18 protein-coding genes and 1 tRNA gene are annotated in these 16,160 nt (G+C 61.6%); 11 read left to right on the top strand and 8 right to left on the bottom strand.

The window, feature by feature from the left end; all coding sequences use genetic code 11:
* Nucleotide 1: 1 nt before the first annotated feature.
* The 4 genes from ACODS1_RS18960 (at nucleotide 2) to ACODS1_RS18945 (ending at nucleotide 3,950) form a co-directional block, all read left to right on the top strand.
* Nucleotides 2–322 carry a DUF2523 domain-containing protein gene (locus ACODS1_RS18960; protein ID WP_489086878.1) on the top strand — a complete coding sequence of 107 codons (321 nt, stop codon included), beginning with the start codon at nucleotides 2–4 and terminating at the stop codon, nucleotides 320–322.
* Nucleotides 322–1,500: a zonular occludens toxin domain-containing protein gene (locus tag ACODS1_RS18955; RefSeq protein WP_489086877.1), complete on the top strand. Its 1,179-nt coding sequence runs from the start codon at nucleotides 322–324 to the stop codon at nucleotides 1,498–1,500. The genes ACODS1_RS18960 and ACODS1_RS18955 overlap by 1 nt, the downstream gene beginning before the upstream one ends.
* Nucleotides 1,501–1,665: 165 nt before the next feature.
* The gene (locus ACODS1_RS18950) at nucleotides 1,666–2,943 is read left to right on the top strand and encodes a hypothetical protein (RefSeq protein ID WP_489086876.1); all 1,278 of its coding nucleotides are present in this window, start codon (nucleotides 1,666–1,668) and stop codon (nucleotides 2,941–2,943) included.
* Complete coding sequence (locus ACODS1_RS18945) at nucleotides 2,943–3,950, top strand: phage integrase (RefSeq protein WP_489086875.1); 1,008 nt, start codon at nucleotides 2,943–2,945, stop codon at nucleotides 3,948–3,950. The genes ACODS1_RS18950 and ACODS1_RS18945 overlap by 1 nt, the downstream gene beginning before the upstream one ends.
* A 55-nt stretch (nucleotides 3,951–4,005) precedes the next feature.
* On the opposite strand, the gene ACODS1_RS18940 is transcribed toward ACODS1_RS18945, so the two are convergent.
* Nucleotides 4,006–4,095: transfer RNA gene (locus tag ACODS1_RS18940), tRNA-Ser, on the bottom strand.
* Nucleotides 4,096–4,188: 93 nt separating this feature from the next.
* On the bottom strand, nucleotides 4,189–4,395 hold the full coding sequence (locus ACODS1_RS18935) for a hypothetical protein (RefSeq protein ID WP_489086874.1): 207 nt from the start codon (nucleotides 4,393–4,395) through the stop codon (nucleotides 4,189–4,191).
* Nucleotides 4,396–4,580: 185 nt separating this feature from the next.
* Between ACODS1_RS18935 and ACODS1_RS18930 the strand changes: the two genes are divergently transcribed.
* The 3 genes from ACODS1_RS18930 (at nucleotide 4,581) to ACODS1_RS18920 (ending at nucleotide 5,916) form a co-directional block, all read left to right on the top strand.
* A complete protein-coding gene (locus ACODS1_RS18930; RefSeq protein WP_489086873.1) occupies nucleotides 4,581–5,270 on the top strand; it encodes a crotonase/enoyl-CoA hydratase family protein in 690 nt (229 codons plus the stop codon).
* A 213-nt stretch (nucleotides 5,271–5,483) separates the two neighbouring features.
* Nucleotides 5,484–5,675 (top strand): hypothetical protein, encoded by a 192-nt coding sequence (locus tag ACODS1_RS18925; RefSeq protein ID WP_489086872.1) that lies wholly within the window; start codon nucleotides 5,484–5,486, stop codon nucleotides 5,673–5,675.
* 7 nt (nucleotides 5,676–5,682) lie between these two features.
* Entirely contained in the window at nucleotides 5,683–5,916 is a 234-nt protein-coding gene (locus ACODS1_RS18920; protein ID WP_489086871.1) for a hypothetical protein, read from the top strand.
* A gap of 46 nt (nucleotides 5,917–5,962) precedes the next feature.
* On the opposite strand, the gene ACODS1_RS18915 is transcribed toward ACODS1_RS18920, so the two are convergent.
* Nucleotides 5,963–6,688: an amidotransferase gene (locus ACODS1_RS18915; protein ID WP_322981219.1), complete on the bottom strand. Its 726-nt coding sequence runs from the start codon at nucleotides 6,686–6,688 to the stop codon at nucleotides 5,963–5,965.
* Nucleotides 6,689–6,973: 285 nt separating this feature from the next.
* Here ACODS1_RS18915 and ACODS1_RS18910 point away from each other — a divergent pair, with 285 nt between their 5' ends.
* Together ACODS1_RS18910 and ptrC are read left to right on the top strand one after the other, a co-directional pair.
* On the top strand, nucleotides 6,974–7,081 hold the full coding sequence (locus ACODS1_RS18910) for a PA2485 family small membrane protein (protein ID WP_489086870.1): 108 nt from the start codon (nucleotides 6,974–6,976) through the stop codon (nucleotides 7,079–7,081).
* Nucleotides 7,082–7,104: 23 nt separating this feature from the next.
* Nucleotides 7,105–7,305, top strand: coding sequence for a type III secretion system co-regulatory protein PtrC (gene ptrC / locus ACODS1_RS18905; RefSeq protein ID WP_322981217.1), 201 nt, complete (start codon nucleotides 7,105–7,107; stop codon nucleotides 7,303–7,305).
* A 35-nt stretch (nucleotides 7,306–7,340) separates the two neighbouring features.
* Here ptrC and ACODS1_RS18900 read toward each other — a convergent pair whose 3' ends face one another.
* Entirely contained in the window at nucleotides 7,341–9,485 is a 2,145-nt protein-coding gene (locus ACODS1_RS18900; protein ID WP_489086869.1) for a 3-hydroxyacyl-CoA dehydrogenase NAD-binding domain-containing protein, read from the bottom strand.
* Nucleotides 9,486–9,565: 80 nt separating this feature from the next.
* Nucleotides 9,566–10,771: an acetyl-CoA C-acetyltransferase gene (locus ACODS1_RS18895; protein ID WP_489086868.1), complete on the bottom strand. Its 1,206-nt coding sequence runs from the start codon at nucleotides 10,769–10,771 to the stop codon at nucleotides 9,566–9,568.
* Between the two features lie 611 nt (nucleotides 10,772–11,382).
* On the opposite strand from ACODS1_RS18895, the gene ACODS1_RS18890 reads away from it, so the two are divergent.
* Together ACODS1_RS18890 and ACODS1_RS18885 are read left to right on the top strand one after the other, a co-directional pair.
* Entirely contained in the window at nucleotides 11,383–12,180 is a 798-nt protein-coding gene (locus ACODS1_RS18890; RefSeq protein ID WP_489086867.1) for a cytochrome c, read from the top strand.
* A gap of 176 nt (nucleotides 12,181–12,356) precedes the next feature.
* Entirely contained in the window at nucleotides 12,357–12,665 is a 309-nt protein-coding gene (locus tag ACODS1_RS18885) for a hypothetical protein (protein WP_489086866.1), read from the top strand.
* Between the two features lie 16 nt (nucleotides 12,666–12,681).
* Here ACODS1_RS18885 and ACODS1_RS18880 read toward each other — a convergent pair whose 3' ends face one another.
* The 3 genes from ACODS1_RS18880 to ACODS1_RS18870 are packed head-to-tail and all read right to left on the bottom strand — an operon-like array spanning nucleotide 12,682 to nucleotide 15,838.
* Nucleotides 12,682–13,479, bottom strand: coding sequence for a transglutaminase family protein (locus tag ACODS1_RS18880; RefSeq protein WP_489086865.1), 798 nt, complete (start codon nucleotides 13,477–13,479; stop codon nucleotides 12,682–12,684).
* Nucleotides 13,476–14,426 (bottom strand): alpha-E domain-containing protein, encoded by a 951-nt coding sequence (locus ACODS1_RS18875; protein WP_017677196.1) that lies wholly within the window; start codon nucleotides 14,424–14,426, stop codon nucleotides 13,476–13,478. The genes ACODS1_RS18880 and ACODS1_RS18875 overlap by 4 nt, the downstream gene beginning before the upstream one ends.
* Before the next feature lie 2 nt (nucleotides 14,427–14,428).
* Nucleotides 14,429–15,838, bottom strand: a complete 1,410-nt coding sequence (locus ACODS1_RS18870) for a circularly permuted type 2 ATP-grasp protein (protein ID WP_489086864.1) — start codon at nucleotides 15,836–15,838, stop codon at nucleotides 14,429–14,431.
* Nucleotides 15,839–16,160: the final 322 nt, after the last annotated feature.

Genomic DNA, 16,160 nt, shown 5'->3' with positions numbered 1-16,160 from the left:
TATGCCATTACTGTTACCACTACTCGCCACCTTCCTCGGCTCCATCGTCGCGGGGCTGGCCTTTCGGGTGCTCGCCTCGCTCGGTTTCGCCTACGTGGCCTATGTCGGCATTGGCCAACTGATCGACACCGTCAAAGGCTACGTGCAAAGCCTGTTCAATGCCGTCCCGCATGAAGTGGCCGCCATCCTCGGCCTGGCCAAGTTCGATGTAGCCATCAACATCATGATCGCCGCCGTCATCGCACGCCTGCTGCTGGCTGGCATGGATCGCGTCACCGGCACCATCACCGGGTTGGCACTGCTCAACAAGGCAGGTGGTTGATGTTCGTCCTGCGCACCGGTCTGCAAGGTAACGGCAAGACCCTCAACACCATCAAGGAAGTGGACGCCAAAGCCGCGAAAGAAGGTCGCCCTGTCTACTACCACAACATCCGCGGCTTCGATCCCAGCGCCGAAGTGCTCGAGGCCGTCTGGACGGAATTCGACGCGCCTCAGGAATGGTTCAAGCTGGAGCAAAACGCGATCATCGTGATCGATGAAGCGCAAAGCTTCTTCCGTGTTCGCCCGGCTGGATCTGCGGTGCCTGAGTACGCCAGCGCCCTGGAAACCATGCGCCACCGGGGCCATGAGCTGCACTGCATCACGCAAAATCCTGGGCTGCTCGATACCCACTTCCGCAAGCTCTGCAACTCCCACATCCACTACGTTCGCGGCCACAAAGGCAAGGTGATCAAGCGCTGGGAATTCGAGCGCGTGAACATGGACGTGGAGAAGAAGAACGACTTCACCGACGGCCAGGCCACGCGGATCCTGCTCGATAAGAAGTACTTCGGCGTCTATCAGTCCGTCGCGGAAGGCTCCGAACATCACATGAAGTTCAAGCCGCCCCGCGCCCTCTTCGTGTTGATCATCTGCGTCCTGGGCATTGGCTACTTCGGCTACGACATCTATCAGCGGCGCATTGCCCAGTCTCAACCCAAACCCGAACCGGTTACGCAGCAGGCGGCCACAGTAGCAGCCCAGCCTTACGGTGGCGTTCCGCAGAGTGAAGGCCCCGTCGCGCCACTCAGCGAAGCCGAATATCTCGCCCTGCGCGTTCCGCGTGTTCCAGACGTTCCCAGCTCGGCGCCGATCTATGACGAAGTCACCCGCCCGGTGACTTACCCCAAGCTCTCTTGCATTTACTCGGCAGACCCGTACTTCGTCGACCGTAACCGCGACCGACTTGCCATCGGCTACGTCAAAGGCCGGATCCACGGTTGTCGCTGCAACACCCAGCAAGGCACCCGAGCGGTGGTGTCCTTTGACGCCTGCATGGCCTACGTTCAAGAAGGCGCATTCGACCCGGCCAAGCCCGACAGACTGGCCAACCTCCCACCCGATGGCCAGAGGATCCCGGCACAGCAATCCGCCCCCAGTGCCTACCCCGATCTAGCCCAGCAGCCCCAGCAAGCCCCAATCACCATCGTCCCGCATCAGAAGGGGCGCTTCCTGTGGTGAGCGTCGTTCAGTGCCTGCAGCAACGCAAAGCCCCGTGCGGCGGCGTAGTTGCGCGTGAGGCACGAGCGCGCGTGTGCGCCGCCGCGCAGGCGCTGACGTCCCTGTAGCACGTCAGATAAACCAAGGTTAAACGTGTCAATTCGGCACTATTTGGAGCATTAGAAAATGGCAGTTAAAGACCAACTCCGTGTGAACCGTGAGTTCAAGGAATCGCCGACCGGACGCCTGTTCTTTGACCATCAGTCAGCCCGTATAACCGACCTGTCCAACGTCCGAATCCTCGCCTGCAGCGTCGATACCGTCCGCCAGTTGTACCGTGGTCTGATCCGCCCCGAGGTCATGTGCCTGTTCGACAAGCCCGGCACCATCGTCGAGTTCGCTGGCCAGCGTTGGCACTCCGGTCGCGTCAGCAAGGATTCTGGCTACCAATACAAGCTGCAGAATGCAGACCTTGGCTTCATCCTGCTGATCAAGAACTTCAACGCCAAAATCGAGAACATCGGGCCACACCTGAAAATCGAAGTGTCTCCCCATGCCATCGACACCTTTTCGCCTGAGCGCCTGCAAGAGCGCCTGGACTACTACGCCAGCCACGTCCTGACCAACGTCGAGCGCAACCAATGCGCCGTCCACCTCGCGCTAGACCTGCAGGGCTGGCAACCGCCTGCCGACCTCGTAGCCCGCATGCACTGCCGCGCCCGTGCAGCCCGTGACATTTCCGGCATCAAGGAAATTCAGTGGACGCTGGAGTCTGCCACCTACGGCAAAGGCCAGTCCTACCTGTTCGGCTCTGCCGGTGGCGTTCAGCTCGGTATCTACAACAAGACCGAACAAGCCAGGGCCATCGACAAGCTCGACTATTGGGAAGGCGTTTGGCGTCGCCGTGACAGCTTCGACGAAGCCGACCCGGACAACTACAACCCCGACCAAGACGTGTGGCGTGTCGAGCTGCGCTATCACCATTCCATCGTCCAGCAATTTGCCTCTGGCTCCGTGGATCTGCACAGCGGTAACGCCATCGAAACCGACAGCTACGCCGCCTTTTCACCGCACCTCGACGGCCTGTGGCGCTATGGCCTGCGCCAATTCAAGCTGCTTGCCCGCCCCGGTTACTTCGAACCCATCTGGACGCTGATCCGTGACGACGTGCGCGTGGATCTGCCGGTGGACTCCCTGGTGGACGAAACCGAGTACAAGCGCCAATACAAGACCTCGCGGGGCTTCTCGGGGAAGAACGTCGAGCTATTCCTGGGAAACTTCGTCAGCCTGCTGGCACGGGAGCGAGTGGGCGCTAGAAAGGCTTTTTACCGGCTCAAGGACTGGGAATGCTGGCCGGTGATCCGTGACCACTACGCCGCCAAGGGCATGGATGAAGATGGGCTGTACAAGCACATCAAAGGCATTCTGGAAGAACGGCATATTCGTTGGGGGCGTGCCGTCTAATGGCTATCGAGCAACTGCCAGACGGACGCTGGAAAGTCGACGTTGAACCCATCAAGGGCCGTCGCTTCCGCAAGACCTTCAAGACCAAGGGTGAGGCTCAACGCTTCGAAGCCACCTGCCGTGCCAATTGCATCGACTCGCCAGCCTGGACGCCCAAGCCGAAAGACCGTCGCCGCCTTTCCGAACTCTGCACCCGCTATCACGAACTGCACGGCCATGCCCTGGCAGATGGTGCCGCGATACTCCGCACGCTGCAGAACCTGGCCAAGGATCTAGGCGATCCTGTGGCAATCAAGCTCACCGGCAATGCCTTCTGTGAAACACGCAGCGAGCTGCTCAAGGCTGGCATCCAAGGCAAGACGCTGAATAACCGGCTTGGCTACCTCAAAGCCATGTTCAACGAGCTGCACCGCCTGGGTGATATCGACTATCCCAACCCGCTGGCCAAGGTTCGCCCGCTTCGCCTGCAGGAACGCCCGATTTCCTTCCTGTCTCACTGCCAGATAGCCGAACTGCTCGATGCACTGGACGAACGCAAGACCAGTCCGGGGCTTGGCCTGATCGCTCGCGTCTGCCTGAGTACCGGTGCCCGTTGGGGAGAGGCCCAAGCACTGGTGCCCGAGCGTGTCAGAAACGGCATGGTGACGTTCGCCAATACCAAGTCCAAGCGAACCCGGTCGATCCCTATCGATAGCAAGCTGGAAAAGGCACTGCACGTCCACTTCAAGCGGCACGGCCTGTTCACCAACTGCATGCTGACCTTTAGCCGGGTACTGGAGAAGACTTCGATCAAACTGCCTGCTGGCCAGGCAACGCACGTACTGCGGCACACCTTCGCCAGTCACTTCGTCATGCGAGGCGGGAATATCCTGACGCTACAGAAGATCCTGGGCCATACATCGCTGGCAATGACCATGCGCTATGCACACCTGTCACCCGACCATTTGCAGGATGCTTTGACCTTGAATCCGCTTTTCGACACTTCTTCGACACCTGCCGAAAGCTGAAAAGCAAAAAGCCCCGAAAACTTGTTAGCTTTCAGGGCTTTAGGTATTGCGAAAGTGGCGGTGAAGAAGAGATTCGAACTCTTGATACGGTTTCCCGTATACACACTTTCCAGGCGTGCTCCTTCAACCACTCGGACACTTCACCGGATCTCGACGTTTTTGCGTGTAGCCTGTCGAGGCGCGCTAATGTAGTCGAAGGTTTCCGTGAAAGCAAATATTTTTTAAAGGATTCATACGCTTATCGGTTGGCAGGTTCTTCAGAAGCTGGGTTGGCGAGCAGTTCGTCGAGGCGCAGGCGGCCGAACAGCAGGAAACCGGCCGAGACGAACAGGCCGGCACCGAACAGCAACAGCGCGCCGCCCGGTGTGTGCAAGCGGGGCTCGAGGCTAAGAGCTACCGAGGCGCACAAGGCGATGAGGAGTGCCAGGCTGATCAGGATATTCATGGTGGTGGGTCTCCAAGTACAGAGACACCCTAGAGGCCATACAGGGCTTCAGCCAATTGTCATTGGCCATCGCCGCAATAGGCAGATTCGCTGACTCACCGGTCAGTCACGGCGCTTTACCAGGCTGTGTCGGCTGGGTACCTTCTGCCTCACCCAGCCCGCAGGCCCCTATAAGGAAAACAGCCATGAGCGACCTGATCAGCTATCAACTCGACGACGGCATTGCCACCCTTACCCTGAGCAATGGCAAGGTCAATGCCATCTCCCCGGATGTAATCGCCGCCTTCAACGCTGCGCTGGATCGCGCCGAGCAAGATCGTGCCATCGTCGTCATCACCGGCCAGCCGGGCATTCTGTCTGGCGGCTACGATCTGAAGGTGATGACCTCCGGCCCGCAGAACGCCATCGATCTGGTTGCCGCTGGCTCCACCCTGGCGCGGCGCATGCTCGCCCATCCTTATCCGATCATCGTCGCCTGCCCTGGCCACGCCGTCGCCAAGGGCGCCTTCATTCTACTCTCGGCGGACTATCGCATTGGCGTTGAAGGCCCGTTCAGCATCGGCCTGAACGAGGTGCAGATCGGCATGACCATGCACCATGTGGGCATCGAGTTGGCACGTGATCGCCTGCGCAAGTCGGCCTTCCATCGCTCGGTGATCAATGGCGAGATGTTCGACCCTCTGGGTGCGCTGGAAGCCGGTTTTCTCGACAAGGTGGTGCCGGTCGACGCCCTGCAAGCCACCACTCTGGCAGTCGCGCAGCAGTTCAAGAAAATCAACATGACCGCGCACCGCAACACCAAACTGAAGGTGCGCAAGGCGCTGCTGGAAACGCTGGACGCCGCCATCGCCCTGGACAAGCAGCATCTGGGCTGACCCGCCGAAGGGAAATGCCGTGCTGGCCACGGCATTTCGCCGCCTTGCTCCCGCCTTCATCCTGCCTCACCTACTTCGATTGCTTTTGGCGCCAAGCCATGCGCCAACCATCAAATCAATCGATAGTTGAACTGCCTGATATCCATTATTCAATCGAATCGACATGACTGAAGCTGTGCCCACTTCCTTTCCGGTTCCCGTGGAGCACAGATCATGTCCAGCCTCGCCTATGCCGCACGCAACGGAGCACTGGCTGCCGTCGGCCTCTATCTGATCGTCATTCTGGTTGCCCTGGCCTTGAGCTATGGCATCAGCGTTTCGCCAATCGTCCAGGTCACCGACTCGCCGCTGCAGGCACTCGCTCGACTGTTGCCGCAATTGCTCGGCAACCTGACCCTGCGCTGAGAGCTGGATGATGAAGAGCCAACGCAATACCTTGCTGCCGCTGATCGCCATGGCGCTGCTCACCACCGGCCTGACACTGTTCGGCATTGGCAAAGGATCCGCAGGGACGATGGCGCGACACCTCGAATGCAGCCAGCAACTGCAGCAGCGCGTCGGCTTGGCCGGCCCGCAGACACACCAATCGGCGAACGCGCCGCCTTGCCCTGACATCAAGACACCACTTGTCATGCTGCAGAAATGAAAAAGCCCGGAAGCAAACTCCGGGCTTTTCGTTTCAGCGGAGAGTATCAGGCTTTGGCATCGCGCCCCTGAGCGACAAAGCGCATCATCCACTGCGCCACCGTACTGCCTTGCTGCTCCTGGTGCAGGCTGTCGATACCGCTCTGGTAGATCTTGTCGCCCAGGTGCTGCTGGCGCAGATCCAGCAAGGCGCGCGAGTAGTCGTGAATAAACTCGGGATGCCCCTGGAAGCACAGCACCTGATCATCGATGTGGTAGGCCGCGTTCGGGCAGAAATCGCTGGTAGCCAGCAGCGTGGCATTCTCCGGCAGTCGGGTGACCTGATCCTGGTGGCTGATCAGCAGTTGCAGGTTATCCAGGGGCGGATCCATCCACTGCGGCTGGCTGGCGATCCGGTAGTTGTGCACACCCACGCCCCAGCCCTGCTCGGCGCGCTCGGTCTTGCCACCCAGCAGCAACGCCAGCAGTTGGTGGCCGAAACAGATACCCAGTAGCTTGTGGCCGCGCTTGTAGCGATCGAGCAGATAGTCCTTGAGCGTTTGAATCCAGGGGTCACTACCGAAGGAATCAGCCTTGCTGCCCGTCACCAGGTAAGCGTCGAAATGCTCGCTATCGGGCGGGTAGTTACCCTCCACTACGTTGTAGACACTGAACTCTGCGGCCAGCGGTTGCTTGGCGAACAATTGTTCGAACATGCGGCCGTACCCTTGGTATTGGTCGACCAGCTCGGGGCGCAGAATGTCAGTTTCCAGGATGCAGATACGCAGTGACATGAGGTTTCCTGAGTTGAACACGGAGTGAGGTGTGATTCGTGTGTTTTTCTTAACACAGCAACCAGCGCATTGAAATAGCCGAGCCTTAATTAGCGGCCGGCTGGCAAGACCCAGAGGGTGTTCAAGCGCATGAACGGTTGTCAATAAAAATTGACAAAAAGCGCACAGCGAGAGCCATCACGCGGCTCGATAGTCACCATGAACGCCTTTCACTTCTGCACTGACGCCGCCTCGGTGAAGATCGCCACATCGGCCTTGCGCCAACACTGACGACAGGAAATCACCATGAGCCTCTACGCCGCACTCGCCAGCTTCGCCGCTGCATCCGCGTTCAACAGCACCCAGCAAAGCCGCCCGGCATCGCCCGACTCACGCGATGCACGGGCGCGCTGAGCCGTAACGAAGGAGATCGCATCATGCACAACCAACTCAGCCAGGATGCCTATGGCATCACTTATGTCCGTCTCGCCGAAGATGGCCTGCAATTCGAGACCGAGGCTGCGCTGCAACTGGAAGATGGCAGCCTGATTACCCTGCGCATGCCCACTCGCCAGAGCGAGATACTCGCCATCCACGAAGCGGTGTGCGTGCAACAGGGCTGGTGCCAGGCCGCCTGAGAGCAGGCGGCCTGTTGCATCAGGAACGCAAGACGTTAGAACCTCTCGCCCCGCGCGGCCTTCTCCAGCAGCAGCGCAGGCGGAAGGAAGCGTTCGCCGTACTGCTCAGCCAGGTACTGCGCACGGGCGACGAAGTCCTTCACGCCGTACTGGTTGATGAACTGCAATGCACCGCCGGTCCAGGCTGCGAAGCCAATGCCGAAGATGGAGCCGATATTGGCGTCGGCCACTGACTTCAGTACGCCCTCCTCTACGCAGCGCACCGTCTCGATGGCCTGGATGAACAGGATGCGGTCGCGCACGTCTTCCGGCGAAATCTGCCCATCGGCTTTCTCGAAACGCGCCTTGAGTTCGGGCCACAGGTGCTTCTTGCCGCCTGCGGGGTAATCGTAGAAGCCTCTCCCGGCCGCCTTGCCCGGGCGCTTGTACTCATTGAGCATGAGATCAATCACCGCGAAGGCCGGATGCTCGGGAATGGCCTTGCCCTCGGCCGCCAGATCCGCAAGGGTCTGCTGGCGGATATGATTCATCAGGCTCATCGACACTTCGTCACTGATCGCCAGCGGCCCGACCGGCATGCCGGCCTTGCGCGCCTCGTTCTCGATCATCGCCGCATTGACGCCTTCGCCGAGCATGGCCAGGCCTTCGTTGGTGAAGGTGCCGAACACCCTTGAGGTGAAGAAACCGCGACTGTCGTTGACCACGATGGGCGTCTTCTTGATCTGCATGACGTAGTCGAAGCCGCGCGCCAGGGTCTCGTCACTGGTCTTCTCGCCACGGATGATCTCCACCAGCGGCATCCTGTCCACCGGGCTGAAGAAATGCAGGCCGATGAATTTCTCCGGACTGGCCACGGCAGTCGCAAGACCGGTGATCGGCAGCGTCGAGGTGTTGGAGGCGATCACCGCATCACTCAGCGCAGCGGCTTCTGCAGCGGCTGTGACCTTGCCCTTGAGTGCACGATCCTCGAACACGGCTTCAATGATCAGGTCGCAACCGGCGAAATCCGCCTCGCTGTCGGTGGCCTTGATCAGCGCCAGGAAGGCCTCGCGCTGCTCGGCGGTCATGTGGCCCTTGCTGACCTTCTTGTCCAGCAGCTTGGCCGAGTAGGCCTTGCCCTTCTCGGCCGCTTCGAGGGAGACATCCTTGAGCACCACCTCGATACCAGCCGCCGCCGATACGTAGGCGATGCCCGCGCCCATCATGCCGGCACCGAGCACGCCGACTTTCTTCGTCTGGGTTTTCGGGTAGCCCTGTGGGCGCGAGCCGCCAGCGTTGATCTCGTTCAGTTGGAACCAGAAGGTGCCGATCATGTTCTTCGCCACCTGACCGCAGGTCAGCTCGGTGAAGTAGCGCGCCTCGATGATCTGCGCGGTATCGAAGTCGACCTGCGCACCCTCGACCGCAGCGCACATGATCTTCTCCGGCGCCGGGAAGCAGCCCTTGGTCTTGTCGCGCAAAACGCTCGGTGCGATGGCCAGCATCTGCGCCACGTTCGGCGAGCTCGGCGTGCCGCCGGGGATCTTGTAGCCCTGCACGTCCCACGGTTGCTTGGCAGCCGGGTTGGCGGCGATCCAGGCGCGGGCCTTGGTCAGCATGTCCTCACGGTCGCTGGCCAGGTCATGAATCAAGCCGGCCTTGAGCGCCGCGTCCGGGCGCACCTTCTTGCCTTCGGCCAGATACGGCAACGCCTTTTCCAGACCGAGCAGGCGCACCATGCGCACCACCCCGCCGCCACCAGGCAACAGGCCCAGGGTGACCTCCGGCAGGCCGAGCTGCACGTGGCTTTCGTTCAGGGCGATACGGTGGTGACAGGCCAGGGCAATTTCCCAGCCGCCGCCCAGCGCCGCGCCATTGATGGCTGCAACCACTGGCTTACCGAGGGTTTCCAGGCGGCGCAGTTGGCTTTTGATCTTCAGGATCATCTCGTAGAAACCCTGGGCCTCGGCCTGGGTGACCTTGATCAGCTCGTTGAGGTCGCCGCCCGCGAAGAAGGTCTTCTTCGCCGAGGTGACGATCACCCCGGTGATCGAATCCTTTTCCGCCTCCAGGCGGTCGACGATCTGGCCCATGGCTTCGCGGTAGACCGCGTTCATGGTGTTGGCGCTCTGGCCGGGCATGTCCATGGTCAGGACGACGATATTGTCCTGGCCCTTTTCGTAACGGATGGCGTCAGTCATTTTTTATCTTCTCTTCCCAAAGCTGCGTAGGGCGGGTGAAACCCGCCAACACGGATGGCGGGTTGCACCCGCCCTACCGGTCAGACTCGTTCGATGATGGTCGCTATACCCATGCCGCCGCCGACACAGAGCGTGGCCAGGCCATAGCGCAACTGACGTTTCTCCAGCTCGTCGAGCAGGGTGCCGAGGATGGCGCAGCCAGTCGCACCCAGGGGATGGCCCATGGCGATGGAGCCGCCGTTGACGTTGACCTTGCTCTCGCTCACGCCCATGTCCTTCATGAACTTCATCACCACCGAGGCGAAGGCCTCGTTGACCTCGAACAGGTCGATGTCGTCGACGGACAGCCCAGCCTTGGCCAGCGCCTTGCGCGTGGCCGGGGCCGGCCCGGTGAGCATGATGGTCGGATCGGTGCCGGTCACAGCGGTGGCGACGATGCGCGCGCGCGGCTTCAGGCCCAGCTCCCGGCCCTTGGCTTCGGAGCCGATCAGCATCAGCGCCGCGCCGTCGACGATGCCCGAACTGTTGCCGGGCGTGTGCACGTGCTCGATACGTTCGACGTGGCTGTAGACGCGCAGCGCGGTGGCGTCGAAGCCCATCTGCCCCATCATCTCGAAGCTCGGCTTGAGCTTGCCCAGGCCTTCGAGGGTGGAGTCACCCCGGATGAATTCATCATGGTCGAGCAGCACGATGCCGTTCTGGTCGGCCACCGGAATCAGCGACTTGGCGAACGAACCATCGGCGCTGGCCCGTGCCGCCTTCTGCTGCGAGCGCAAGGCAAAGGCATCGACATCCGCGCGACTGAAGCCTTCCAGGGTGGCGATCAGGTCGGCGCCGATGCCCTGCGGGACGAAATTGCTGTGGATGTTGGTTTGCGGATCCATGACCCAGGCGCCCCCGTCGGAGCCCATGGGCACACGTGACATGGATTCAACGCCGCCGACCACCACCAGATCCTCGAAGCCCGAGCGCACCTTCATCGCCCCCAGGTTCACCGCCTCCAGGCCCGAGGCGCAGAAGCGGTTGAGCTGCACACCGGCGACGCTGACGTCCCAGTCGGCGACCATGGCGGCGGTCTTGGCGATATCGGCGCCCTGATCGCCCACGGGCGTCACGCAACCGAGGACGATGTCGTCCACCTGGCTGGTATCCAGCTCGTTACGTACCCGTAGGGCATTCAGCAGGCCGGCAACCAGTTGAACGGGCTTGACGCTGTACAGCGCGCCGTCCTTCTTGCCCTTGCCACGGGGCGTGCGCAGTGCATCGAAAATATAGGCTTCGGTCATGGCGTCCTCGGAGACTAATACGGCGCAGGCGGAACAGGTTGCCCCGACCACGCATGTTCATATTGAGCCTGCCTACCATAGCGCCGAGGGGCTGGGGCTCAATGACCGAAGCGCTCAGTGCCGTTGACCACTGAGCTCAGACGAACGGTCATGTCGAAGTCACTGCGCCTCTCGGCTCAAGGAATGCGTCTGGCGCAGGGCTCACTGCCCGTATCAGATCGCGCGGCATAACGTGAAGATTCAAGCTCGTCATTGCTTGCAACCAAGTCGTCTAAAAAGACGCTGACGTCACCCTAGAGTTAATCATGCGTTCAGCCGTTCGAACGCTCAGGTCGCCGCCGGGTCATGCCGGGACGACGCCAACGACCCGATCCCAAAATCGCGGCACTGCCAGCCACGCAGCAAGATCCGGTAACAGCCAATAACAACGCAGGAACGCGGCCATGTTGAAACAACCGAAAATCCGCCAGGCCGGAATCATTCTCTTCGCCACGGCCGTCGTTCTGATCCTGCCCAACCTGACCCGCCTGGTCAGTTGAGGCGATTCGCGCAGGCTAGACCGCCGCGCTCCGTCCAGCGATGCTTGGCGCTTCTTGAACGGAGCCCGCCCGATGAAATTTCTTCTCGCCAGCCTGCTATTGCTGACCGCGAGCGCGCACAGCGCAGAACTGCAGGTGACGCAGGGTGACCACAGTCACACCTGGAGCAGTGCCGAACTGCTGAGCCATCCCCAGGCACGCGATATCGAAATCCCTGCTGACGTAGCCTACAAACGCACCATGCACTATCGCGCCGTGCCGATAGCCGTGCTGCTGGATCGTATCGCCCCGGGCGATCACCTGCAGGCGGTGGCGCTGGATGGCTTTGCCGCCGAGCTACCGGCAGCCACTCTGCTGGCCACACAAGGCGCGCGCGCCTGGCTGGCCGTGGAGGACACGAAGAACCCTTGGCCGCCACTGGCCAAGGGCAAGCCCAGCGCCGGGCCCTTCTATCTGGTCTGGACAAACCCGCAAGCGAGCCAGATCGGCCCCGAGCAGTGGCCCTTTCAGGTCGCGACGATCCGCCAGTTGGCGCCGGTCGCGCAACGCTTCCCTGCCCTGCTGCCAGCAGCCGATTCCAGCGCCGAGGTGCAAGCCGGTTTCGCCGCCTACCAGAAGAACTGCATGGCCTGCCATCGCCTCAATGGCGCAGGTGATACCGAGTTCGGCCCGGATCTGAACATTCCGCACAACCCCACCGAATACTTTGCCAGTGACTTCCTGCGCCAATACATCCGCGACCCGCAAAGCCTAAGGCACTGGCCGCAGGGGCGTATGCCGGGGCTCAGCGAACAGGTGCTGCCGCCAGCGGAGCTGGAACGACTGATCGCCTACCTGCAACATATGGCCAAGCGCAAGACAGCGCTCTAGGTTCTGTACGAAAAGTGCCTGCGCTCGGTGATGCTTCGTTAAAAACAGGTTCGGAATGCTCATTTACAGCTCGTAAACTCGAATGCGAGCCCAGTCCGTTCCTCACCTGTTTTTGCCTCGCCTGACCTTCGCTCGACGACTTTTCGTACAGAACCTAACCACCAAGGTCTCAACGAATGGACAAGATCGATTTCACGGATGAAGAACGCGCCCTGATACTCGGCGTGGCCAGTACGCGCGCGGGCAAGCTGGAACGCATTCTCGGTCACCTGACCTGGGTGGGCCCAGGCATTGCGTTCATCGTCTATGGCCTGCTCAGCGAGCAATTGCACGCGCTGGCCATAGGCGCACTGTCACTGGTTTGCTATCAGCTCTGGGGCATGCTGCAGGAGCTGAGGTATTCGGCGCTCTACGCTGATGTCTTTCGCAAGGTCGCGCGCCTGATCGAAGCACGCACCACTGCAGAAGAATCGGAGCGCGGTTGACGCGCTCCGCTGTGCGTTACTGCTGACGCACGTGCAGCAACGGCGCGACCTGCACCTGGGCGTGCATCTGTTCGCAACCACCACCACGGCGCATGCCGCGTACCGGGCAGGCATCGAGGTAGTCCAGGCCAACGGCCAGCTTGAGGTGACGCTCCGGGCGCGCCAGGCAGTTGGTCACGTCGAAGCTATACCAGGCTTCGCCGACCCAGGCCTCGGCCCAGGCATGGCTGGCCAGGTGCTCGGCATCGTCGGTGTAGAGATAGCCCGACACGTAACGCGCCGGCACGCCGAGGCTGCGCGCGCAGGCGAGGAAGGCGTGGGTGTGATCCTGGCAGACACCTCGGCGACCGGCGAAGGCCTCGGCAGCGCTGGTGTCCACTGCGGTGATGCCGGGCTGGTAGGCGATATGGGCGTTGAGTGCATGCATCAGGTCGATCAGGCCGTTGCGATCGGTACGCGCCTTGCTCTGTTGCGCGGCGAACTCGCGGATGGCGTCGTCGGCCTGGGTCAGGCGAGTGAAGCGCAGGAACGGCAGCGCCGACTGGCGCTCGTGCTCGGCTTCGCAGGTTTCATCGATGTCCACCTGGCCACGGGCGCCGATGACGATGGACTCGTGCGGCTCGTCCAGGGTCAGTACATGCAGGATGTTGCCGTAGGGATCGAGCTGAGCATGCACCGGGCGTGGCAGGTCGAGCTGCCAGCTGAGCACCTGCTGGCGCTCGCTGTCATGCGGGGTCAGACGCAGGTACTGGATGCTCGCGCGCACCTGATCGTCGTAATGGTAGGTGGTGTCATGGCTGATCGAGAGTCTCATGCGACCTCCAGATAGGACGTGTGGATGGTGTTGCCTAGCTGGCGTACCAGCAGAATGAAGTCGGTGAGCCAGGCATGCAGGCCTTCGTCGAGCACTTCATCGATGCTGGTGTAGCGCAGGCGGGCATCCAGTTCGGCAGCCAGGCGTTGGGCCGGGCGACCGTTCTCCCCGGGTAGACCGGAAAGCATCAGGTTGAGTTCTTCCATGCAGGCGCGCAGCGAGCGCGGCACGTCCGGGCGCAGCAAGAGCAACTCGGCCACCTTGCGCGTGCGCGGCGAGCCTCGGTAGCTCTCGGCGAAGGCCTCGAACGAGGACAGCGCGCGCAGCAAGGCACTCCACTGGTAATAGCTGCGGGCGGTGCGTTCTTCCAGTTCGTCGATTTCCTCGCCGAGCATTTCATAACGAGCATCGAGCAGACGCAGCGTGTTGTCGGCGCGCTCGATGAAGGTGCCCAGGCGAATGAAGCGATAGGCCTCGCCACGCATGATGGTGCCGAAGGTGGCGCCACGGAACAGGTGCGAACGCTCCTTGACCCACTCGCAGAAGCGGCTGATGCCGTAACGCCCCAGCCCCTGCTCGGCGATGCCGCGCATCTCCAGCCAGGTGGCGTTGATGTTCTCCCACATGTCGGCGGTGATCCGCCCGCGCACCGCATGGGCATTGCTGCGCGCGGCCTGCAGACAGCAGTAGATGCTGCCTGGGTTGCTCGCATCGAGGGCGAAGAAATGCAGCATGCGCTCGCCGTGCAGCGGGCCGTGGCGTTCCAGGTAGTCATCCAGGGTGCCGGTGATCAGCAGCGGCATGGCCAGTTCGTCGAGGCCGTCGCCGCGGCCATCCTGCGGCATCAATGACAGCGAATAGCTGACGTCGAGCATGCGTGCCAGGTTCTCGGCACGCTCCAGGTAGCGCGACATCCAGTACAGATCGGAGGCAGTTCTCGAAAGCATACTCAGTCCTCCACCACCCAAGTGTCCTTGGTACCGCCGCCTTGCGACGAGTTGACCACCAGCGAGCCTTCGCGCAGTGCCACGCGGGTCAGGCCACCGGGCACCAGGCGCGTTTCACGGCCGGTGAGAACGAATGGGCGCAGGTCGATATGGCGCGGTGCGATGCCGCGCTCGACGAAGGTCGGGCAGGTCGACAGGCACAAGGTCGGCTGGGCGATGTAGGCCTCCGGCTTGGCGATCAGGCGGGCGCGGAAGTTCTCGATCTCGGCCTTGCTCGCCGCCGGGCCAACCAGCATGCCGTAACCGCCGGAGCCCTGGGTTTCCTTGACCACCAGCTCGGACAGATTGGCCAGCACGTGGGACAGCTCCTCCGGCTTGCGGCACTGCCAGGTCGGTACGTTCTTGAGGATCGGCTCCTCGTCCAGATAGAAGCGGATCATGTCGCCCACGTAGGGATAGATCGACTTGTCGTCGGCCACACCAGTGCCGATGGCGTTGGCCAGCACCACGTTACGCGAACGGTAGGCCGAGAGCAGACCGGCGACGCCGAGCATCGAATCTGGGTTGAACGCCAGCGGATCGAGGAAGGCATCGTCGAGGCGGCGATAGATCACGTCCACCTGACGGGCGCCTGCTGTGGTACGCATGTAGACCTTGTCGTCACGCACGAACAAATCGGCGCCTTCCACCAGTTCCACACCCATTTCACGGGCGAGGAAGGCATGCTCGAAGTAGGCGCTGTTGAATCGGCCTGGGGTCAGTACCACCACCGTGGGGTTGTCCAGTGGGCTGGAGCTCTTCAGCGCGTCGAGCAGCAGGTTCGGGTAGTGATCCACTGGCGCCACGCGCTGCGCGGCGAATAGCTCGGGGAACAGGCGCATCATCATCTTGCGGTCTTCGAGCATGTAGCTCACACCGCTGGGCGTGCGCAGGTTGTCTTCCAGCACGTAGTAGCTGCCGTCGCCATCACGCACTAGGTCGACCCCGGCGATGTGCGCGTAGATGTCACGGTGCAGGTCGAGGCCCTGCATCGCCATCTGGTAGCCCTCGTTGGCCAGCACCTGCTCGGCCGGGATGATCCCCGCCTTGATGATGCGCTGGTCGTGATAAAGGTCGGCGAGGAACAGGTTCAGCGCCTGAACGCGCTGGATGCAGCCGCGCTCGACGATGCGCCATTCGCTGGCGGGGATGGCGCGGGGAATGATGTCGAAGGGAATCAGGCGCTCAGTGCCCTGATCATCCCCGTAGAGGGTGAAGGTAATGCCTGCACGGTGGAATAGAAGGTCGGCTTCTCGTCGGCGCTGGGCCAGCAGATCGTCCGGCGTTTCTGCCAACCAGCGGGCAAATTCGCGGTAGTGCGGGCGGACAGCGCCGCTCGCGTCGTACATCTCGTCATAAAAGGTGCGGGCCATGCCGTACTCCTTGTCACCCGGACTTGCAGCTCACTCTGCAAGGCCCGAGCCAGCACAATTAATCCTTTAAAATCAGTCGATTAGCAAAACATCCCAATCAACAAGCACCAACGTGGTGCATTGCGATCTTTCCGTCACGAGACGCCGCCCCATTTAATGGCACGACCTGCTCGGCACAACATCCTGGCGATCCGCCATGTCGGCAAATCGCCTGTAGAGCAGCCGCTGCGGGCTGTTCGACGGTCTGGCTGTCACATTGCGTGACCGCCGAGTCGAGCGCAACCGCTTTCGCTTTGCAGCAGTCGCGCCCGCCCTGTAAACC

This window comes from Pseudomonas sp. FG29 (assembly GCF_057809355.1).
Note: the sequence above shows the minus strand (reverse complement) of the source record. Positions and strands in the feature narration are given on the sequence as shown.